Consider the following 17,696-nt stretch of genomic DNA (forward strand, 5'->3'; position numbering starts at 1 on the left):
CCGGTATGCGGGTGATCCCGGCGCACACCCAGACGACGCCTGGACCTCGCCTCACCGCGACCCCCGGTCCGAAACAGGACCTAGGCCCAGACCGCGCGGACCCGCTCGGCCACCTCGGCCGCCTGCGCCCGGCCGGCCTCGCCGGCCGGCGCGCGGCGAGCCGGGTCGAGCGGGTTGCGGCCGATCGCGGTCAGGGCGGCCCGGTTCGGGCTGATCACGGCGGTCCGTACGCCGGCACCGAGCGCCGCCGCCTGCGCACCCGGGCGGTCGGCGCGCCGGGCCGCGGCGACCAGCGGCGCGATCACCACCACCCGGTCGTAGCCGGCGGCCAGGTCGACGTTGGCGACCGAGCGCACCCCGCCGTCGATGTAGCGGCGGCCGCCGACCGTCATCGGCGGCCAGACCAGCGGCACCGCGCAGCTCGCGGCGACGGCGTCGACCAGCGACGCCCCGCTGTCGCTGTCGAAGACCATGACCTCGCCGGTGTGCGCCTCGACGGCCGGGATCAGCAGCCGCGGCCCCGCGGGCCAGTCGTCGCGCCGTACCCGCGAGGCGATGGCCGTGCGCCGCTCGGACTCCGGCACGGTGTGGGCCTTCAGCGCGGCCCGGCCCAGCCGGGCCCGGCCGCGGGCCCGGCCGCCGGGCCAGAGCGCGGCGAGCACGAAGCCGAGCAGCACCCGCGCGCCGATGGTGGCGTTGCGGTCGCCGCCGGTGTCGGCGAGCTCGCGCTCGTAGAGCTCGGCGACGGAGGCGCCGCCGGTCAGCTGGGCGGCCACGACCGAACCGGCCGAGGTGCCGACGAGCAGGTCGGCGGTGGTGAGGTCGACGCCCCGCTCGGCGAGGCCGTGCAGCAGGCCGATCTCCCAGGCGACGCCGGTGACGCCGCCACCACCCAGCACCAGCGCGCGTCTCTGCATGCCGTCGACTCTATTCGCCGAAGAGATCCTTGTAGACCGCCGCCGAGCTTGGATTGGGGAAGCAGCCGGCGTCCGTGCGGTACAGGCTCGACTGCACCCCGCCCGCGCCGCAGTCGGAGAAGTAGGCCTCGTACGCCAGATGCCGCGCATGGCCGGCGAACCAGGCGTGCATCCAGGCCACGAACGACGGGTTCTCCCGGCCGGCGTCGCCGGTCGGCACCACGCCCCACTCGCCGACCGCGAACGGCTTGCCGTGCGCCCGGGCGAACCGGTACAGCCAGTCCAGGCCCTCGGGGGCCGCGGCGACCCGGTCGAACGCCGCCCTCGTCGGCGACCAGGGGTAGTGGTCGTAGTTGTCGATGCCGACGATGTCCACGTAGGCGTCGCCGGGGTAGCAGTTCGTGCTCACCCCGCCGCAGACCCCGGCCGGCGTGCCGTGCGCGTTGATCGTCCAGTCCAGCAGCACGTCCGGATTGGCGGCGCGGATGTTGGTGGCGGCGCGGCGGTAGCAGGCGATCCAGGTCGCCGGGTCGTCGGCCCGCCAGGGCGAGGTCCGCTCGTTGAACTCCCAGCCCAGCCGCACCACCGAGTCGCCGCGGCCGTGCCGGGTCATCAGGGCGCCGAAATTGCGCCAATCCCGATCCTTTTCGCCGTTCGCGCACGCCGCCAGGTCCGCGCTCGCCCCGATGGGCACCAGCCCCTGCGAGACGACCAGCATGCCTTCGAAGTCCGAGAACAGGTCGAACGTCCAGCCGGTGCCGGCGGTCATCGACTCCCAGGACGTCCGGTCGGTATAGGTCTGCGCGACCCGGCACGGCCGGCCGCGCGCGGCGCAGAACGCGTCGACGTGCGCGGTGTCGAAGATCGGGTCGCCGTTGACGCCGGACAGGCCGTTCGGCCCCGGCCACTCGCCGTCCTCGCGGGGTAGCGCGATCAGCCGCCGCGCGGAGCGCGACTCGGCGGAGGACGGTGCGCCGCGGGACGCGGATGCGGACACCGACGCGGACGGTGGGGCGGACGGCGGGGGTGCGTCGGCCGAGTTCGCCAGGGCGATGCCGAGCCCGGCGAGCAGGACCAGCGCCGCGACGCCGGCCGGCCGGGACATCGGGCGGCGCGGTCGTTGGTCGGCCATGCGGGACCTCCGGCGATTCGAGTGTTTTGCCCGATTCTGCCAGAGCGGACCCGATGAGGATTGCCTCACCTAAAGAATGGCTTACCTCATTTATAAACCGCGAAAATTGACCTCGACCATGCCGCGCGAATGTGCTTCGCATAGTTTATGGTCGGCTAGGAGAAAGGGGTCCCACCATGACGCAGATGATGGAGATGCCGCGCGTGCAGAGCTGCACGGTCAGCGGCTGCGGCTACAACCACGACGGCTGTACGGCCTTCGCGATCACCATCGGCCGCGCGAACTCGGCGTGCGACACGTACATCGAGACCGCCGAAAATGGCGGGATGGGCCAGGTCGCGGCGCAGGTCGGCGCGTGCAAGCGGTCCGAGTGCGTGCACAACTCCGAGCTCGAGTGCCACGCGCCGTCGATCGTCGTCGGCGCCGCGCAGGACCGGGCGGACTGCCTGACCTTCGAGGCGCGATAGGCGTTCTATTAACTGAGCCTTGCCTTATCGGGCCGCCGCCGGAATTCCGGCGGCGGCCTTTTGTTGATCGTTATTCATTGTCGCGCCTGGTTGCGTGCCGGCGTCCGGGGTTGACCCGGGTGGGCGCAGCGGCTAGGTTGTTCTCAGATCGAGTCTTACTCACATCGAGAACAACACGGAGCGACGATGCCGAACGAACGGGAGTTCCTCGAGAGCTACGACCCGAGTGAATTCGCCCCGGTCGCCGTCACCGTCGACGTCGTGGCGCTGACCATCCGGGACGCCAGGCTGCACGTCCTGCTGGTCGAGCGCGGCGGCCACCCGTTCGCCGGCCGGCGCGCCCTGCCCGGCGGCTTCGTGCGCGACGAGACGCTCGACGCGGCCGCCCTGCGCGAGCTCGCCGAGGAGACCGGGCTGCGACCGGGCGAGGACGACCTGGACCGCGTGCACCTCGAGCAGCTCCGGTCGTACGGTGACCCGGGCCGCGATCCCCGGATGCGGGTCTTCTCGGTGGCCTACCTGGCGTTCGCGCCCAGCCTGCCCGACCCCAGCGCCGGCGGCGACGCGTCCGGCGCGTACTGGGTGCCCGTCGACGAGGCCGGCGAACTGGCCTTCGACCACGCGGCGATCCTCGCCGACGCCCTCGACCGGGCCCGCGCCAAGCTGGAGTACACGCCGCTGGCCACCGCGTTCGTCGGCGACGAGTTCACCATCGGCGAGCTGCGGGCGGTCTACGCGGCGGTCTGGGGCGAGGAGCTGCACGCCGGCAACTTCCACCGCAAGGTGCTGTCGGTGCCGGGCTTCGTCGAGAGCACCGGCGAGACGGCGACCCGGGGCGGGGAGCGCGGTGGGCCCAAGGCGCGGCTGTACCGGGCCGGCGACGCGCGGCTGCTGCACCCGGCGCTGCTGCGGCCGGCCCGCGAGGACGGCATCCGGTGAACGCGACGCTGTCGTTCGCGGACGCCGTCGAGCGCATCGAGGCGGCGCGCACCTTCGCCGACCTGGTGGACGGCGCGCGCGGGCAGAGCGCCGGGCACGCGTACCGGATGCTGGTCAAGCTGGTGCACCCGGACGTCGCGCCGGCGGGCCGGGGCGCGGCCGCGACGGCCGCCCTGGCCCGGCTCGCCGGCCTCTGGGCCGCGCGCGGCGGCCGGGCGATGACGACCGGCCGCGCGACCTACCGGGTCGGCGGCGTGGTCGCGAGCGGCGACATCGCCGAGCTCTACGCGGTCGACGGCGACGCGGCGCTGCTCAAGCTGCCCCGCCGGCCGGGCGACAACGACCTGATGCGGGCCGAGGCCGCCGCCCTCGGCCGGCTGGCCGCCGACGGCGACCCGCGCCTGCGTGCCTACGCGCCGCGGCTGATCGAGAGCTTCACCCACGAGGACTCTGCCCGGGCGCGCCGGACGGCGACCATCGTCGAACGCCAGCGGGGCTTCGTGTCGCTCGCGCGGGTGCGGCGCGCCTACCCGGCCGGCATCGACGCGCGCGACGCGGCCTGGATGTGGCGGCGGCTGCTCACCGGGCTCGGCTGGGCGCACCGGGCCGGCGTCGTGCACGGCGCGGTCCTGCCCGAGCACGTGCTCGTGCACCCCGGCGAGCACGGCGTGGTGCTCGTCGACTGGTGCTACTCCGTCTCGCCCGGCACGAAGGTGCCGGCGCTGGTCGCGGCGCACCGGGACGCGTACCCGGGTGAGGTCCTCGCCGGGCGGCCGGCGACCGCCGCCACCGACATCTTCATGGCGACCGGCCTGATGCTGCGCCTGATCTCCGACCCGCCGGCCGCGCTGCGGCGCTTCGCCGCCGGCTGCACCTACGACGCGCCACGCATGCGCCCGCAGGACGCATGGTCACTGCTCGAGGAGCTCGACGAGCTGCTCGGCAACCTTTACGGCCCCCGCCGGTTCCGCCCGTTCGCGTTGCCGGCGTGACACACCAGGAGGTATGAAATGGGAAGCGGACGCTGGTCAACCGACGTCTACTCCGCGGCAGCCGGCTACCGGGCCGCCAGCGGCACGAGCGCCTTCGCCTACAGCGACAGCGGTGCCCGTGAAGCCCACCCGGAGCTCGACCCGAAGAACGTCGCCGCGCGCGAGAGCCGCGACAGCGACGAGCACCCGATGAGCACGCCGATCGCCGTCCTCTTCGACGTGACCGGCTCGATGGGCAACGTGCCGCGGGTGCTGCAGACCAAGCTGCCGCAACTGCTCGGCCTGCTGACCCGCAAGGGCTACGCCACCGACCCGCACATCCTGTTCGGCGCGATCGGCGACGCCACCTGCGACCGGGTGCCGCTGCAGATCGGCCAGTTCGAGTCCGACAACCGGATGGACGAGGACCTGGCCCGGATCGTCCTCGAGGGCGGTGGCGGCGGCCAGAAGCGTGAGTCGTACGAGCTCGCCATGTACTTCATGGCCCGGCACACCAGCCTCGACTCGCTGACGCGCCGCGGCCGCCGCGGCTACCTGTTCATCATCGGCGACGAGATGCCCTACGCGCAGGTCAAGCCGAAGGAGGTCCGGCGCTTCATCGGCGACCGGCTGGGCGAGCCGATCGCGATCGAGGCGATCATCGACGAGCTGCGGCGCAGCTTCGACATCTACTACATCATCCCGACCGCGGCCGGCTGGGGCGGCGACAAGGAGATCCTGGGTCACTGGCGCGGCCTGCTCGGCCAGCAGGTCATCGAGCTGGACGACCTCGACGCGGTCTGCGAGACCATCGCGCTGACCGTCGGCCTCGGCGAGGAGTCCATCGACCTCGACGGCGGGCTGGCCGACCTGGTCGAGGTCGGCTCGGTGGCCGGGCCGTCGGTCGGCAGGGCGCTCGCGCCGCTCGGCGCGGGGCGGGTCGCGGCCGTTCGTTCCCCGCTGGACCTGGGCGGCGCGGCAACGCCGGGCGGGAACGAACGGCTGTGAACCCCGCCGGGCACGTCGCCGTGGTCGACCTCGGCTACGGCGACGCCGGCAAGGGCACGGTGGTGGACGCGATCTGCGCTTCCGGCCCGGTCACCGCGGTGATCAGGTTCAACGGGGGAGCGCAGGCCGCGCACAACGTGGTCACGCCGGACGGCCGGCATCACACGTTCGCGCAGTTCGGGTCGGGCACGTTCCAGGGCGTGCCCACCCACCTGTCGCGCTTCGTGGTGGTCGACCCGCTCGCCCTCGCGGCCGAGGCCGCCGCCCTCGGCAACCCCTTCCACCTGCTTACCGTGGACGGCGACGCATTGCTCGCCACTCCGTGGCATCGCGCCGCGAACCGGGCCCGCGAGCGGCGGCGTGGGCCCGACCGGCACGGCTCGTGCGGCATGGGCGTCGGACAGACCATGGAGTACGCGCTGAGCCACGCCGACGCGCCCCGGGTGCGCGACGTACTGTCACCTGCCCGGCTCCGGTCGCGGCTGGCTGCGGTGCAGGCCGCGTTCGGTCCGCTGGCGGCGGCGCCGCTGGACGACGTCGTGGACGCCTTCCTCGCGTTCGGGCGGGCCGTGACGATCGTGGACTCGTCGTACCTCGGCGCCCTGCTGGACACCGGGCCGTGCGTCTTCGAGGGCGCGCAGGGCGTGCTGCTGGACGAGTGGCGGGGCTGGCACCCGTACACGACGTGGTCGACCACGACGTTCGACAACGTGGCGGAGCTGTGTGCGGACTTCCAGCGGCTGGGCGTGGTGCGGACCTATACGACCCGGCACGGCGCCGGACCGTTCGTCACCGCCGCGCCGCTCGACCTGCCCGAGGCGCACAACGGCACGGGTGAGTGGCAGGGCGAGTTCCGGGTGGGCCACTTCGACGCGGTGGCGCATCGGTACGCCGTCGAGGTCGCCGGCGGCGTGGACGCGCTGGCGATCACCCACCTCGACGCACCGGCGCGGGAGCCGCGGCTGCGCGTCTGCACCTCGTACGAGCTGGACGGTGCGCGGTGGGAGCGCATCGTCCCCGGGCCGCCGCGGGACCTGGACCGGCAGGCCGCGCTGACGGCGCTGCTGGCCCGGTCCCGCCCCGGCGACCTGGAGCGGCCCGCCGACTTCGCGGCCCGGATCGCGGAGCTGCTGGACGCGCCGGTGCTCCTCGAGTCCTATGGACCCTGCCGCACCGACAAGAAGGGCCTATAGGTACATGCCCGTCGCCGGCGCGGTGGTCGGCACGGTCACCGGCCGGGCGCCGGTGCGCAGCGCGTACAGCTCGGCGAGGGTCGCGCCGTCCGGGCCGACGCCCGCCGGGGTGCCGAGCCAGGCGACCGCCTCGCCGTACGGCAGGCGCCCGACCTCGATGCTGGCCAGGCACCGGCCCGGCCGGACCACCGCGGGGTGCAGCGACGCCAGGTCCTCGTTCGTGGTGATCGCGATGAGCGCGTTGCGGCCCTGGCCGAGCAGCCCGTCGGTCAGGTTGAGCAGCCGGGAGAGCGACTGCCCCGCGGCCGCCTTGGCCTCGCCGCTGATCAGCTCGTCGCAGTCCTCGAGCATGAGCAGCCGCCAGCGCGGCTCGTCGTCGTCGCCGCTGCCCAGCGCGACGCTCATCAGGTACGCGGGGTCGCCGAACAGCCGCTCGGGGTCGAGCACGCAGTCGACCTGGCACCACGAGCGCCACTGCTGCGCCAGCGCGCGCAGCGCCGTCGTCTTGCCGGTGCCGGGCTCTCCGTGCAGCAGCATGAGGCGGCCGTTGACGGTGGAACCGTCGATGGCCATCAGCCGTTCCAGGGTGCGCGCCACCGGATCCGCGTAGTTCGCGCGGATCTTCTCCCACGGCGCGGCGTCGATCTCGCGCTGCACGCGGCGCGGGCCGTGCGGTCCGAAGTGCCAGAAGCCGATCGGCACGCTGTCGGCGGCCGGGGGCGGCTCCTCGACGGCGTTCTCCACCGCGACGGCCAGCACCGACTCGGCCATCTCGGCGCTGACGGCGGTGACCGTCACGCGGGCCCGGCGACTCTGCTTCCAGCGGGTGACGTGCAGGGTCCAGCCCTCGCCGACGGAGAGCCGGCCGTGGCCGTCCTCCTCGACCGCGTCCCGGACGATCCGGGCGTCGTCGGTGGTCAGCAGGGCCTCGGCGCGGACGTTCTCCAGGTGGGTGGTGCGGCCGTACGGCTCCCGTCCGGTGACGAAGGCGTCGAGCGCGAGCAGGTCGACGACGTCCACCAGCCGGTCGCAGTCGTCGACCGCGCCGGACAGCGGCAGCGAGGCGGCGACGGCCGGCTCGGCGGTGCGGCTGCCGAGCCGGTCGACGGACTGATGGGGGGTGCGCATCACCCCATGATCGACCCTGGGTGGGGTACCGGCATCCCGTTTTCCCGCATGTCCCCGGTTTCCAAGATCCTCGACCTTCGATCGCGTTAGGTTGACCTAACCCTGTGTAATCAAGGATTGGAGACCGACGTGGCGACACCCATCTCGCGCCGGAACCTGTTGTGCGGCGCGGCCGGTGTGGCGGCCGCCGGAATGCTCGCCGCCTGCGGCGACGACGACAGTCCGGACACCGGGAGCTCGCCCGCCGCGTCGGGCGGCACGTTCCCGACCACCGTGCCGCACCAGTTCGGCAGCACCACCCTCGACAAGTCGCCGGCCGTGGTCGTCTCGCTCGGCTGGGCCGACGCCGACGCCCTGCTCGCCCTCGGCGTCGTGCCCACCGGCATCCTCGACTGGTTCCAGGCCTGGCCGACCGGCGTCGGGCCCTGGGCGCAGCCGAAACTGGGCGGCGCCAAGCCGACCGTCCTCACCGGCCCGGAGATCAACTTCGAGGCCGTCGCCGCGCTGCGGCCCGACTTCGTAACCCTCACCAAGAGCGACAACGTGAAGGCCACCTGGGACCAGCTGGAGAAGCTCGCGCCGACGCTCTCCGGCCCCTCCGGCACCCAGCCCTACGGCACCACGCTCAAGGACCAGACGCTGACCATCGCGCAGGCGCTGGGCCGCGAGTCCGAGGGCGAGGCACTGGTCGCCGCCAACGACAAGGCGCTCGCCGACGCCAAGGCGGCCAACCCCGAGTTCGGGGGCAAGACCGTGGTCGTCGCGGCCGCGTTCAACGGGCAGTACGGTGCCTACACCAGCGGCGACGGCCGGGTGCAGTTCATGGAGGCGCTCGGCTTCACGAACTCGCCGAAGATCGAGGCGCTCAACCCGCCCACCTACTACGCGCCGATCTCCAAGGAGCAGGTCGCCCTGCTCGACGCCGACCTCACCGTCGTCTTCGGCATCGGCGCCGGCAAGGAGCTCAAGGCGGACCCCGTACTGAACAGCATCCCGTCCGCGAAGGACGGCCGGCTGCTGATCATCGACGACCCCGACCTGGCCAACGCGTTCTCCACCAACTCGGTGCTGAGCACCCCCTACACGCTCGAGAAGTTCGTGCCGATGGTCAAGGACGCCCTGGCGTGACCCACGCCGCCGCCGAGCGGGCCGGATACACCACCCTCGAGGCGCGGGTCCACCACCGGGGCGGGCTCACCGCGCGCGGCCTCGGGCTGGCGCTCACCGGCACCGCGCTGATCCTGGTGGCGGCCCTGAGCGTCGCGGTCGGCACCAAGTCGATCCCGCTCGGCACGGTGTTCCACGCGATCACGACCGGCGGCACCAGCGAGGACGTCCGGATCGTCCTCGACCTGCGGATCCCGCGGACGCTGATCGGGCTGGCCACGGGGATCGCCCTCGGCCTGGCCGGCGCGCTGATGCAGGCGCTGACCCGCAACCCCCTGGCCGACCCGGGCATCCTGGGCATCAACGCGGGCGCGGCGACCGCCGTCGTGCTCGGCATCCGGGTGCTCGGCGTCGCCACCCTGACCGGCTACATCTGGTTCGCGTTCGCCGGCGCGGCCGGCGCGTTCGTCGTGGTCTACCTGCTCGGCACCCGCGGCCGCTCCGCCGCCTCACCCGAGCGCCTCGCGCTGGCCGGCGCCGCCGTCGGCGCGGCGCTGCTGGCGGTCACGAACGCGGTCGCCCTGCTCGACGTCACCACCTTCGACCGGTACCGGCTGTGGACGGTCGGCTCCCTCTCCGGCCGCGACCTGGACGTCCTCTGGGGCGTGCTGCCGTTCATCGCCGTCGGCACGCTGCTGGCGCTGCTCCTCGCCCCGTCGCTCAACGTCATCGCGCTCGGCGAGGACACCGCGCGCGCCCTCGGCGCCGACCTGAACCGCACGCGGGTGCTCACGGCGGTCGCCGTCACGCTGCTCTGCGGCGCCGCCACCGCCGCCGTCGGGCCGATCGCGTTCCTCGGGCTCGCCGTGCCGCACATCGCCCGCATGCTGGTCGGGCCGGACCAGCGCTGGCTGCTGCCGTACTCGCTGCTGCTCGCGCCGACCCTGCTGTTGCTCGCGGACATCGTCGGGCGCCTGGTCGTGCGCCCCGGCGAGCTGCAGGCGGGCCTGGTCACCGCGTTCCTCGGCGCGCCCGTCTTCCTCGCCGTGATCATGCGCCGCCGGATCGTGCCGCTTTGAGACGCCGGATCACCGTACGGGCACCGGGCGTCGCGCTGCGCCTCGACGTGCGCGCCCTCTGGGTCGGCGGCGCGCTGCTGCTGGCCGTGACCGCCATGGTCGCGCTGACCGTCGCGGGGGTCGGGATCTGGCTGCCGTTCGCCGACATCATCGAGATCGCGGGCGGCGGCGGCCGGCGCGCCGACCGCTTCATCCTGCTCGACCTGCGCCTGCCCCGGGTCACCCTCGGCCTGCTCGTCGGCGCCGCGCTGGCCATGTCCGGCGCGGTCTTCCAGAGCCTGTCGCGCAACCCGCTCGGCAGCCCCGACATCGTCGGCTTCACCACCGGCTCCGCCACCGGCGCGATCCTCGCGATCGTGGCCTTCGGCGCCGGTCCGGCCGGTGCCGCCGGCGCGGCCATCGTGAGCGGCATCCTCACCGCCCTGATCGTGTACGGGCTGGCGGCGATCGGCGGCGGCGCGATCCGGCGCCTGATCCTGGTCGGCATCGGCATCGCCGCGATGCTGGTCGCGGTGAACAGCTACCTGATCAGCCGGGCCCGGCTCGACGCGGCACAGTCCGCCGCGGTCTGGCTGGTCGGCACCCTGAACGGGCGCACCTGGGAGTACACGCGCCTGCTCGGCCTGGCCCTGCTGGTGCTGACGCCGCCGCTGCTGCTGCTCTGCCGGCGGCTGCGGATGCTCGAGATGGGCGACGAGTCCGCGCAGTCCCTCGGCGTACGGGTGCACCGGTCCCGCCTGATGCTGGTGGTCCTCGCGGTCGCGCTGTGCGCGGTGGCGACCGCCGCGACCGGCCCGGTCGCGTTCGTCGCGCTGGCCGCGCCGCAGATCTCCCGGCGCCTCACCGCGGCGCCCGCGCCGCAGCTGCTGCCGGCCGCGATCACCGGCGCGCTGCTGATGGTGCTCAGCGACTTCGTCGCGCAGCGGCTGCTCGCGCCCGCGCAGCTACCCGTCGGCGTGGTGACCGGCGCGGTCGGCGGCGTCTACCTGGCCTGGCTGCTCAGCACCCAATTTCGAAGGGAGGGCCGATGACCTCGCGGCTGTCCGGCTCGGACCTGAACCTCGCGTACGACAGCCGGGTGATCGCCTCCGGCCTCGACGTGAGCATCCCGGACGGCTCCTTCACGGTGATCGTCGGGCCGAACGCGTGCGGCAAATCGACGCTGTTGCGGGCCCTCGCCGGCCTGCTGGTGCCGAGGCGCGGCTCCGTGGTGCTGGACGGCGCGTCGATCAGCTCCTACCGGCCCAAGGAGGTGGCCCGGCGGCTCGCGCTGCTGCCGCAGACGGCGACCGCGCCGGAGGGCATCTCGGTGGCGGACCTGGTGGCCCGCGGTCGCTACCCGCACCAGCGGCTGCTGCGCCAGTGGACACCCGAGGACGAGAACCAGGTCGCGGCGGCGATGGACGCGACCGGCGTGACGACGCTGGCGGACCGGGCCGTCGACGAGCTGTCGGGCGGCCAACGGCAGCGGGTCTGGATGGCGATGGCACTGGCACAGCAGACGGACATCCTGCTGCTGGACGAGCCGACGACCTACCTGGACATCGCGCACCAGATCGACCTGCTGGACATGTGCGCCGACCTGAACGAGCAGGGCCGGACGCTGGTCGCGGTCCTGCACGACCTCAACCAGGCCTGCCGCTACGCCACCCACCTCATCGCGATGAAGGCCGGGAAGATCGTCGCGGAGGGCGACCCCGGTGCGATCATCACGGCCGAGCTGGTCGCCGACGTGTACGGCCTGGCCTGCGAGGTGATCCCGGACCCGCAGACGCACACGCCGCTGGTGGTGCCGGCGGCGCGCGCCGCACGCCTCAAGCGGTAGCGCGCCGCAGCACGAACACCGGGATCGAGCGCTTGGTCTTCTTCGCGTAGCCGGCGTAGTTCGGGAACGCCTCGACCGCGCGCTCCCACCACAGCGCCCGCTCGTCGCCGGACACCTCGTGCGCGACGTACGCGTGCCGCTCCTCGCCGTCCTGCAGCTCGACCTCGGGGTTCTTACGCAGGTTGTAGACCCAGACCGGGTTCTTCGGCGCGCCGCCCAGCGAGCCGACCACCGCGTACTCGCCGCCGTGCTCGACGCGCATCAGCGCCGTCTTGCGCAGCAGCCCGGTGCGGGCGCCGACCGAGGTCAGCACGATGACCGGCCGGCCCAGGATCTCCCCGGCCTTCGCGCCGTTCGTCGCCTCGTACGTCTCCGCCTGCTCGCGGGCCCAGTTCGACGTGCTCGGGCCGTACTCGCCGGTCAAAGGCATGCGGACTCCTCAGTCGGAGGTCGGGGTGAGAACGAAGACCGGGATGACGCGTTCCGTCTTGGTCTGGTAGTCAGCGTACGGCGGCCAGGCCTCGACGGCCCGCTTCCACCACAGCTCGCGCTCCTCGCCGTGCACCTCGCGCGCCTCGTAGTCGCGCTTGACGGAAAGGTCCTGCAGCTCGACGTGCGGGTTCCCGACCAGGTTCCAATACCAGACCGGGTGCTTCGGCGCGCCGCCCAGCGAGGCCACCACCGCGTACTCGCCGCCGTGCTCGATCCGCATCAGCGGGGTCTTGCGCAGCTTGCCGCTCTTCGCGCCGACCGAGGTGAGCACGATGATCGGCTTGCCCTGCAGCTCGTTCGCCTCGGCGCCGTTGGTGGCCTCGAACTGCTCCACCTGCTCGCGGGCCCAGTCGGACGGGCTCGGCTCGTATTCACCGGTCAACGGCATGAGAAAACTCCTCCTCGGAGAGCGACAGTCCCGCCGAAAACCTAACCACGGCTCGGGCCGGTTCGCCGCCGCGTTGCGGGAAGCCGGACCCAGTATCCGCCCTTGGGCGTCCGATAGCCTCACGATCATGCCTGCGATCGATGTCGGCGACGTCACGTTGCACTTCGAGGAGTCCGGGAGCGGTCCGCCGGTGCTGCTCATCCCCGGCACCGCCGCCCGCGGCCGCACCTGGTGGCTGCACCAGGTGCCGGCCCTGGTCGACGCCGGCTACCGGGCGATAACCCTGGACAACCGCGGCGTCGGCGGCAGCGGCCCGGCCCGGCCCGGCCTGACCGTCGCGGACCTGGTCGCGGACACGGTCGCGGTCATCGAGCGGGTCGCGGGCGGTCCGTGCCGCCTGATCGGTACGTCGCTCGGCGCGTACGTGGTGCAGGAGGTCCTGCTCGCGCGCCCGGACCTGGTCGACCGGGCCGTCCTGATGGCGAGCCGGGCCCGGCCGGACGCGGTGTCGCTGGCGCTGGCGGCCGCCGAGCGCGCCATGGCCGACGCCGGGATCGTGCTGCCGCCCGGCTACGACGCGGTCAACCGCGCGCTGCAGAACCTGTCGCCGCGGACCCTCGAGGAGCCGGAGACGGCACAGGACTGGCTCGACATCCTGGAGATGTCCCCGACGGACTGGGCCGACGAGGGCCAGCGCCACCAGCTGGAGGTGACGGTGGACACCGACCGGCGCCCGGCGTACCGGACGATCCGCGTGCCGACCCTGGTGCTGTCGTTCGCCGACGACCTGGTCGCGCCGGCCGTCCGCGGCCGCGAACTGGCCGAGGCGATCCCGGGCGCGAGGTACACCCGGATCGCGGACGCGGGCCACTACGGCTACCTGGAGCAGCCGGAGGCCGTGAACGAGGCCGTCCTGGAGTTCCTCGCCGATGCTTGAGCGCCTCCTGCCGCCGGACGTGCGGACCGCGCACACCAGGACCGACCCGCCGGATGCCGAGATCTTCCCGGCGGAGGCCGCCCTCATCACGAACGCCGTCGCGAAACGCCGGAGCGAGTTCACGACGGTCCGGCACTGCGCGCGGCTCGCCCTGGCCGAGCTGGGCGTGCCGCCCGCGCCGATCCTGCCCGGGGTACGCGGCGCGCCGATCTGGCCGGCGGGGATCGTGGGCAGCATGACGCACTGCGTGGGCTACCGCGGCGCGGCGGTGGCGCGGGCGGACGTGGTCCGGGGCGTCGGCGTCGACGCGGAGGTGGACGGTCCGCTGCCGGAGGGCGTGCTGGATCTCGTCTCCTCGGAGCGGGAACGGGAGCACCTCGGGCAGCTGGCGCGGGAGCACCCCACGGTGTCGTGGGAGCGGCTGCTGTTCAGCGCGAAGGAGTCCGTCTACAAGGTGTGGTCGCCGCTGACCGGCGAGTGGCTCGGCTTCGAGGACGCGGCGGTGACGTTCGATCCGGCGGCGGGGACGTTCACGGCGCGGCTGCTGGTCGACGGGCCGTTCGAGACGCTGGCGGGGCGGTTCCTGGTGGCGGACGGGATCGTGCTGACGGCCATCGCCCTCGGCGGTCCGGCGCGATGAAACGGCTGGGTGCGGGCGTGGACAACGTCGCGTACCTGATCGACGACCTGGTGGTGCGGTTCCGGCGCACCGATCCGGAGGAGGTCTCGCGGGAGGCCCGGGTGCTGCGGGCGGTCGGGGCGGTGTCGCCGATCGCGGTGCCCGTACCGGAGTTCGTCGATCCGGTGGGTGGGTGTCTCGCCTACCGGATGCTGCCGGGGGTGCCGTTGCTCTCGGTCGCGGGCTGGGACGCGGGTGCGCTGGGCCTTGAGCTCGGCCGCCTGCTTGCGGCACTGCACGCCCTGCCTCTCTCCGAGATGGACGACTCCGCGCCTCAGGAGTGGCTGGACGAGGCGCTTTCGCTGTGGCCCGAGGTTGCGGCGGAGGTGCCGGTGGCGTGGCACGGCGCGGTGCGGGCGTTCCTGGCTGAGCCGGCGCCTTCGTCGGCGCCGTCGCTCGCCTTCTCGCATCAGGACCTCGGCGCCGAGCACGTTCTGGTCGATCCGGGCACCCAGGAGATCACCGGGGTCATCGACTGGTCGGATGCGGCGGTGGGCGACCCCGCCCGGGACCTCGGGCTGATCCTGCGTGATCTCGGGCCGGCGGCGTTCGCGGCGGCGATGGAGCAGGTCACCCCGGACCTGCGCGACCCGGAAATCACCGAGCGTGCCCTCTTCTATGCGCGGTGCGGGCTCATCGCCGACCTCGCGTACGGCATCACCACGGCCCAGCCGGTCTATCGGGAGAAGTCGATCGCGGGCCTGTCCCGGCTCTTCGCGCCGCTCCACCGTGCTTAGCCTGCGCTTCACGGCAGAAGTCCACAGCCGGCACGAGACAACCGTCCGCCGCGGGCTGCGCGCATCGCGAAGACTCGAGGGTAGAGCATCGCCTCCCGACACGCCGACGGCCAGGTTACGCGAGTGCCGCTCAGAGAGCGGCAAGTCGGCAGCCGGCATGTCGCTCCGGTTACTCTGCCCGCGGATTCTGCTAGACGCAGGCCTCACAGTCGTTGCTTGCACTCTCACTTGCTTCGGCCGCTTGACCGGGAGCGGACAATGATCCCATTTTTGTGCCAGGATGCCGGTACAGGATTAACGACCGTTAATGGTCTTGGTTAGTGGCAACTTGCCACTTGCCAAACTGCCAGGTGGCACATTCGTTTGACGGCCGGATTGACGTTCACTCATCGTGGATTAGTAGCTCTTTTTGGCTACGTACCGCACTATGTGGATGAGGGGCACCTCCGTCTACTACCGGCGGTGCGGCACCTCCGGGGGTAGTGGAGGTTGTGGACACTTCCTCACAGCACAGCTGGGAGGTGCGTTCTCCGATGGCGAACGACGCTAGGGGTCTCCGCCGAGGAGCTGTGGCGCGCTTCTCGTACTGGCTGGCTGCCACCGCTGCTGCTGCTTTGCTGACTCTACTTGTAGGGGTCGGTGTGGCCGCGGTACTGGGAGAACAAGGGGCTGCCGCGGATTGGGGTCGATGGAGCGATGTCGGTCAAACCTTCGGCGTCCTCAGCTCGATCATCAGCGGGCTTGCCCTCGTCGCTGTCGTGGTTACCGCCCGCGTGCAGTTTCGCGAGCTTCAGCGTAGCGCCGCCGCCGAGCTGAGTATGCTGCACCTCGAAATCCTCAAGATGAGCATAAATGATCCGCAGCTTGCCGGGGTTTGGCCAGCTTTTCGGCCGGGCCTGCCCGAAGAGAAAAATCGACAGTTCCTTTACGCTAACATCATCTATCAATTCCACTGGACTTCACTGAAGCTGAATAAGGCAACTGACGAGGAGGTTCTCGGCAGTATGCGCTACCTCTTTACGAGTCCTATCATGCGAGAGTATTGGGCGGTAGCAGAGCGGGCCAGAACATCCCTCGAGCCGGGCAGCCCAGAGCACACGTTCACGAAGAAGTTGGATGAGCTTTGCCGAGACTACGAGACCGCCGTCGCCGCCGATCATCGCTACAGGTCCCGGCCAAGTATGGAGGTTCCTGAGCCTGCCGATCTGGCGGAAGAAGCCGCCTGAGCAGTCATGCGAGGATTACTGTCATGGAGGCGGCACCGCCCCGCACGTAAGCCGGTGAAGGAGCGCGCCTGGCCTTGAGCCCAAGTTGTGACCCAAGGGCCGTGGCCACCGGACAGCTTGTCCGCCAAACTTGTCGCCGCGTGGCGTTGCTTGAACGGCAACGTAGCTGCATGCAAACTTGGCTGAACTCAGGATCATGCCGGTTCAACCGTTAGGGAAGGCACCTTCGTGGAGTTCGTGCGTCGACTCGGGCGATCACCTCGGGAACGCGGGTCACTGAACAATGGGACCTGCCCTGATGTATTCGAGCTTTCTAATGGTGACTTCGCCATTATCGGTACTGACGTGACCGAAACGCTGGAGTTCAAACTGCCGGCAGATGCGGCGCGTGCGGATTACGAACGGATCGTCGTGGTGTCGCGAGAGACGTTGCTTGCCGCGAAGCGCGATATTCCGGATTCCTGACCAGCGCAGGAGTCTCAGGTACCAAACGTCGTCTCGCGCTCGCTCGACTATTTGTCGGCAAGATGATGTCATCCCACCAGGTTCGCCGAGCAAGATCGACTGCATTGCGCTGCCGTGTCGAAGGCGGTGCAGTCCTGCAGGCGGTGACGCACCGCAAGGTATGACACCGGCCTACACTCTGATCCACTTCGTGTGGGCCGGGGGACATCGAACGCTACGTGCGCTGGTTGCAGGAGACCCGCTGCTACCAACCGTCAACGGTCTCGCGACGGCTATCCGTGGTGTCCAGGATTGAGCCTTTTCAACGTGACCGGGCGGCGGCTCCCGGCGGCGGTCAAACGGCTGGGATACCGCTGGCCCGGGGCTAGGTTGAAGTGCTCAGTGACCTGAACGGATCCCCTACGCGGGATCCGAGTCCGCTTCTGCCGATGAGTGGGGAGCCTGATCTTCAGCTCGGGGGAGTGCTACGGCGTTGGTGGCGTTCGGCGAGTTGCTTCAGGTTCAGCAACTGCCGGCGAGCCATGACGAGGTCACCGACGGACAGCGCGGGAGCGGCCCAGCGGTTCGTCTGCATGACCACCTTGAGCAGCAGGCGGGTCGTGTTGCGCTCCTGTGGCACGAGCACGTAGGACATGAAGGCGCCCATGATGGTCCCCGTCAGCTGCTTTCCAGGGTCGAGGGAGACGATCCTGCCCAACTTCCGCCCGCCAGAGGAGGTGAATGCCTCCCCGACTTCGGGTTCGGGAAGGCCCATTATTCGACGAGGTGAGCGGCGGCCGAGGTTGTCGATCCAGTCATAGGAATACGGCGCGATCCTTACCTGGACAACCCACGGCCATACTGTCGCGGTAGGCGCCGCAACGTGCACTCCGCGCCACGCCTGCAATGCAGGGGCGCCGACAAACTCGTCGCATGGATAGTGGCGCAACATCTCGTCGTCGGTCACGCCCCACCGGTCACCGATCATCGATCGATCTTCCCACCGCTATCGATATCCGGATCTGCC

20 protein-coding genes are annotated in these 17,696 nt (G+C 71.5%); 14 read left to right on the forward strand and 6 right to left on the reverse strand.

The window, feature by feature from the left end; all coding sequences use genetic code 11:
* Positions 1 to 80 precede the first annotated feature (80 nt).
* Positions 81 to 917: a patatin-like phospholipase family protein gene (locus ACIBSW_RS29865; protein WP_354730720.1), complete on the reverse strand. Its 837-nt coding sequence runs from the start codon at positions 915 to 917 to the stop codon at positions 81 to 83.
* 10 nt (positions 918 to 927) lie between these two features.
* Positions 928 to 2,049, reverse strand: coding sequence for a glycosyl hydrolase (locus ACIBSW_RS29870; protein WP_354730722.1), 1,122 nt, complete (start codon positions 2,047 to 2,049; stop codon positions 928 to 930).
* A gap of 176 nt (positions 2,050 to 2,225) precedes the next feature.
* Here ACIBSW_RS29870 and ACIBSW_RS29875 point away from each other — a divergent pair, with 176 nt between their 5' ends.
* The 5 genes from ACIBSW_RS29875 to ACIBSW_RS29895 all read left to right on the forward strand — a co-directional run bounded on the left by ACIBSW_RS29875 (position 2,226) and on the right by ACIBSW_RS29895 (position 6,627).
* Positions 2,226 to 2,516: a DUF1540 domain-containing protein gene (locus ACIBSW_RS29875; protein WP_354730724.1), complete on the forward strand. Its 291-nt coding sequence runs from the start codon at positions 2,226 to 2,228 to the stop codon at positions 2,514 to 2,516.
* Between the two features lie 186 nt (positions 2,517 to 2,702).
* Positions 2,703 to 3,455, forward strand: a complete 753-nt coding sequence (locus ACIBSW_RS29880) for an NUDIX domain-containing protein (RefSeq protein ID WP_354726972.1) — start codon at positions 2,703 to 2,705, stop codon at positions 3,453 to 3,455.
* On the forward strand, positions 3,452 to 4,447 hold the full coding sequence (locus ACIBSW_RS29885) for a molecular chaperone DnaJ (protein ID WP_354726970.1): 996 nt from the start codon (positions 3,452 to 3,454) through the stop codon (positions 4,445 to 4,447). The genes ACIBSW_RS29880 and ACIBSW_RS29885 overlap by 4 nt, the downstream gene beginning before the upstream one ends.
* A gap of 18 nt (positions 4,448 to 4,465) precedes the next feature.
* On the forward strand, positions 4,466 to 5,434 hold the full coding sequence (locus tag ACIBSW_RS29890) for a hypothetical protein (RefSeq protein WP_354726968.1): 969 nt from the start codon (positions 4,466 to 4,468) through the stop codon (positions 5,432 to 5,434).
* Complete coding sequence (locus ACIBSW_RS29895; protein ID WP_354726966.1) at positions 5,431 to 6,627, forward strand: adenylosuccinate synthetase; 1,197 nt, start codon at positions 5,431 to 5,433, stop codon at positions 6,625 to 6,627. Before ACIBSW_RS29890 ends, ACIBSW_RS29895 begins: the two co-directional genes overlap by 4 nt.
* Here the strand turns inward: ACIBSW_RS29895 and ACIBSW_RS29900 are convergent.
* Positions 6,622 to 7,755, reverse strand: coding sequence for a DUF5925 domain-containing protein (locus tag ACIBSW_RS29900; RefSeq protein ID WP_354726964.1), 1,134 nt, complete (start codon positions 7,753 to 7,755; stop codon positions 6,622 to 6,624). The genes ACIBSW_RS29895 and ACIBSW_RS29900 overlap by 6 nt on opposite strands.
* Positions 7,756 to 7,884: 129 nt before the next feature.
* Between ACIBSW_RS29900 and ACIBSW_RS29905 the strand changes: the two genes are divergently transcribed.
* The 4 genes from ACIBSW_RS29905 (at position 7,885) to ACIBSW_RS29920 (ending at position 11,766) form a co-directional block, all read left to right on the forward strand.
* The gene (locus ACIBSW_RS29905; protein WP_354726962.1) at positions 7,885 to 8,883 is read left to right on the forward strand and encodes an ABC transporter substrate-binding protein; all 999 of its coding nucleotides are present in this window, start codon (positions 7,885 to 7,887) and stop codon (positions 8,881 to 8,883) included.
* Between the two features lie 86 nt (positions 8,884 to 8,969).
* Positions 8,970 to 9,941: an iron chelate uptake ABC transporter family permease subunit gene (locus ACIBSW_RS29910; RefSeq protein WP_404799510.1), complete on the forward strand. Its 972-nt coding sequence runs from the start codon at positions 8,970 to 8,972 to the stop codon at positions 9,939 to 9,941.
* Positions 9,938 to 10,972 carry an iron chelate uptake ABC transporter family permease subunit gene (locus ACIBSW_RS29915; RefSeq protein ID WP_354726958.1) on the forward strand — a complete coding sequence of 345 codons (1,035 nt, stop codon included), beginning with the start codon at positions 9,938 to 9,940 and terminating at the stop codon, positions 10,970 to 10,972. The genes ACIBSW_RS29910 and ACIBSW_RS29915 overlap by 4 nt, the downstream gene beginning before the upstream one ends.
* Positions 10,969 to 11,766, forward strand: a complete 798-nt coding sequence (locus ACIBSW_RS29920) for an ABC transporter ATP-binding protein (protein ID WP_354726956.1) — start codon at positions 10,969 to 10,971, stop codon at positions 11,764 to 11,766. Before ACIBSW_RS29915 ends, ACIBSW_RS29920 begins: the two co-directional genes overlap by 4 nt.
* Here ACIBSW_RS29920 and ACIBSW_RS29925 read toward each other — a convergent pair.
* A complete protein-coding gene (locus ACIBSW_RS29925) occupies positions 11,756 to 12,196 on the reverse strand; it encodes a nitroreductase family deazaflavin-dependent oxidoreductase (RefSeq protein WP_354726954.1) in 441 nt (146 codons plus the stop codon). The genes ACIBSW_RS29920 and ACIBSW_RS29925 overlap by 11 nt on opposite strands.
* Positions 12,197 to 12,205: 9 nt before the next feature.
* Positions 12,206 to 12,646: a nitroreductase family deazaflavin-dependent oxidoreductase gene (locus ACIBSW_RS29930; protein WP_354726952.1), complete on the reverse strand. Its 441-nt coding sequence runs from the start codon at positions 12,644 to 12,646 to the stop codon at positions 12,206 to 12,208.
* 127 nt (positions 12,647 to 12,773) lie between these two features.
* On the opposite strand from ACIBSW_RS29930, the gene ACIBSW_RS29935 reads away from it, so the two are divergent.
* The 5 genes from ACIBSW_RS29935 (at position 12,774) to ACIBSW_RS29955 (ending at position 16,690) form a co-directional block, all read left to right on the forward strand.
* Positions 12,774 to 13,583 (forward strand): alpha/beta hydrolase, encoded by an 810-nt coding sequence (locus ACIBSW_RS29935; RefSeq protein WP_354726950.1) that lies wholly within the window; start codon positions 12,774 to 12,776, stop codon positions 13,581 to 13,583.
* Positions 13,576 to 14,223, forward strand: a complete 648-nt coding sequence (locus ACIBSW_RS29940; protein WP_354726948.1) for a 4'-phosphopantetheinyl transferase superfamily protein — start codon at positions 13,576 to 13,578, stop codon at positions 14,221 to 14,223. The genes ACIBSW_RS29935 and ACIBSW_RS29940 overlap by 8 nt, the downstream gene beginning before the upstream one ends.
* A complete protein-coding gene (locus ACIBSW_RS29945) occupies positions 14,220 to 14,999 on the forward strand; it encodes a phosphotransferase (protein WP_354726946.1) in 780 nt (259 codons plus the stop codon). Before ACIBSW_RS29940 ends, ACIBSW_RS29945 begins: the two co-directional genes overlap by 4 nt.
* 569 nt (positions 15,000 to 15,568) lie before the next feature.
* Positions 15,569 to 16,225, forward strand: a complete 657-nt coding sequence (locus ACIBSW_RS29950) for a DUF6082 family protein (protein WP_354726944.1) — start codon at positions 15,569 to 15,571, stop codon at positions 16,223 to 16,225.
* Between the two features lie 228 nt (positions 16,226 to 16,453).
* Positions 16,454 to 16,690 carry a hypothetical protein gene (locus ACIBSW_RS29955; RefSeq protein ID WP_404799496.1) on the forward strand — a complete coding sequence of 79 codons (237 nt, stop codon included), beginning with the start codon at positions 16,454 to 16,456 and terminating at the stop codon, positions 16,688 to 16,690.
* Positions 16,691 to 17,138: 448 nt separating this feature from the next.
* Here ACIBSW_RS29955 and ACIBSW_RS29960 read toward each other — a convergent pair whose 3' ends face one another.
* Complete coding sequence (locus tag ACIBSW_RS29960; protein ID WP_354726942.1) at positions 17,139 to 17,657, reverse strand: polyketide cyclase; 519 nt, start codon at positions 17,655 to 17,657, stop codon at positions 17,139 to 17,141.
* Positions 17,658 to 17,696 lie beyond the last annotated feature (39 nt).

Source organism: Actinoplanes sp. NPDC049668 (assembly GCF_044465445.1).
Taxonomy (GTDB): Bacteria; Actinomycetota; Actinomycetes; order Mycobacteriales; family Micromonosporaceae; genus Actinoplanes.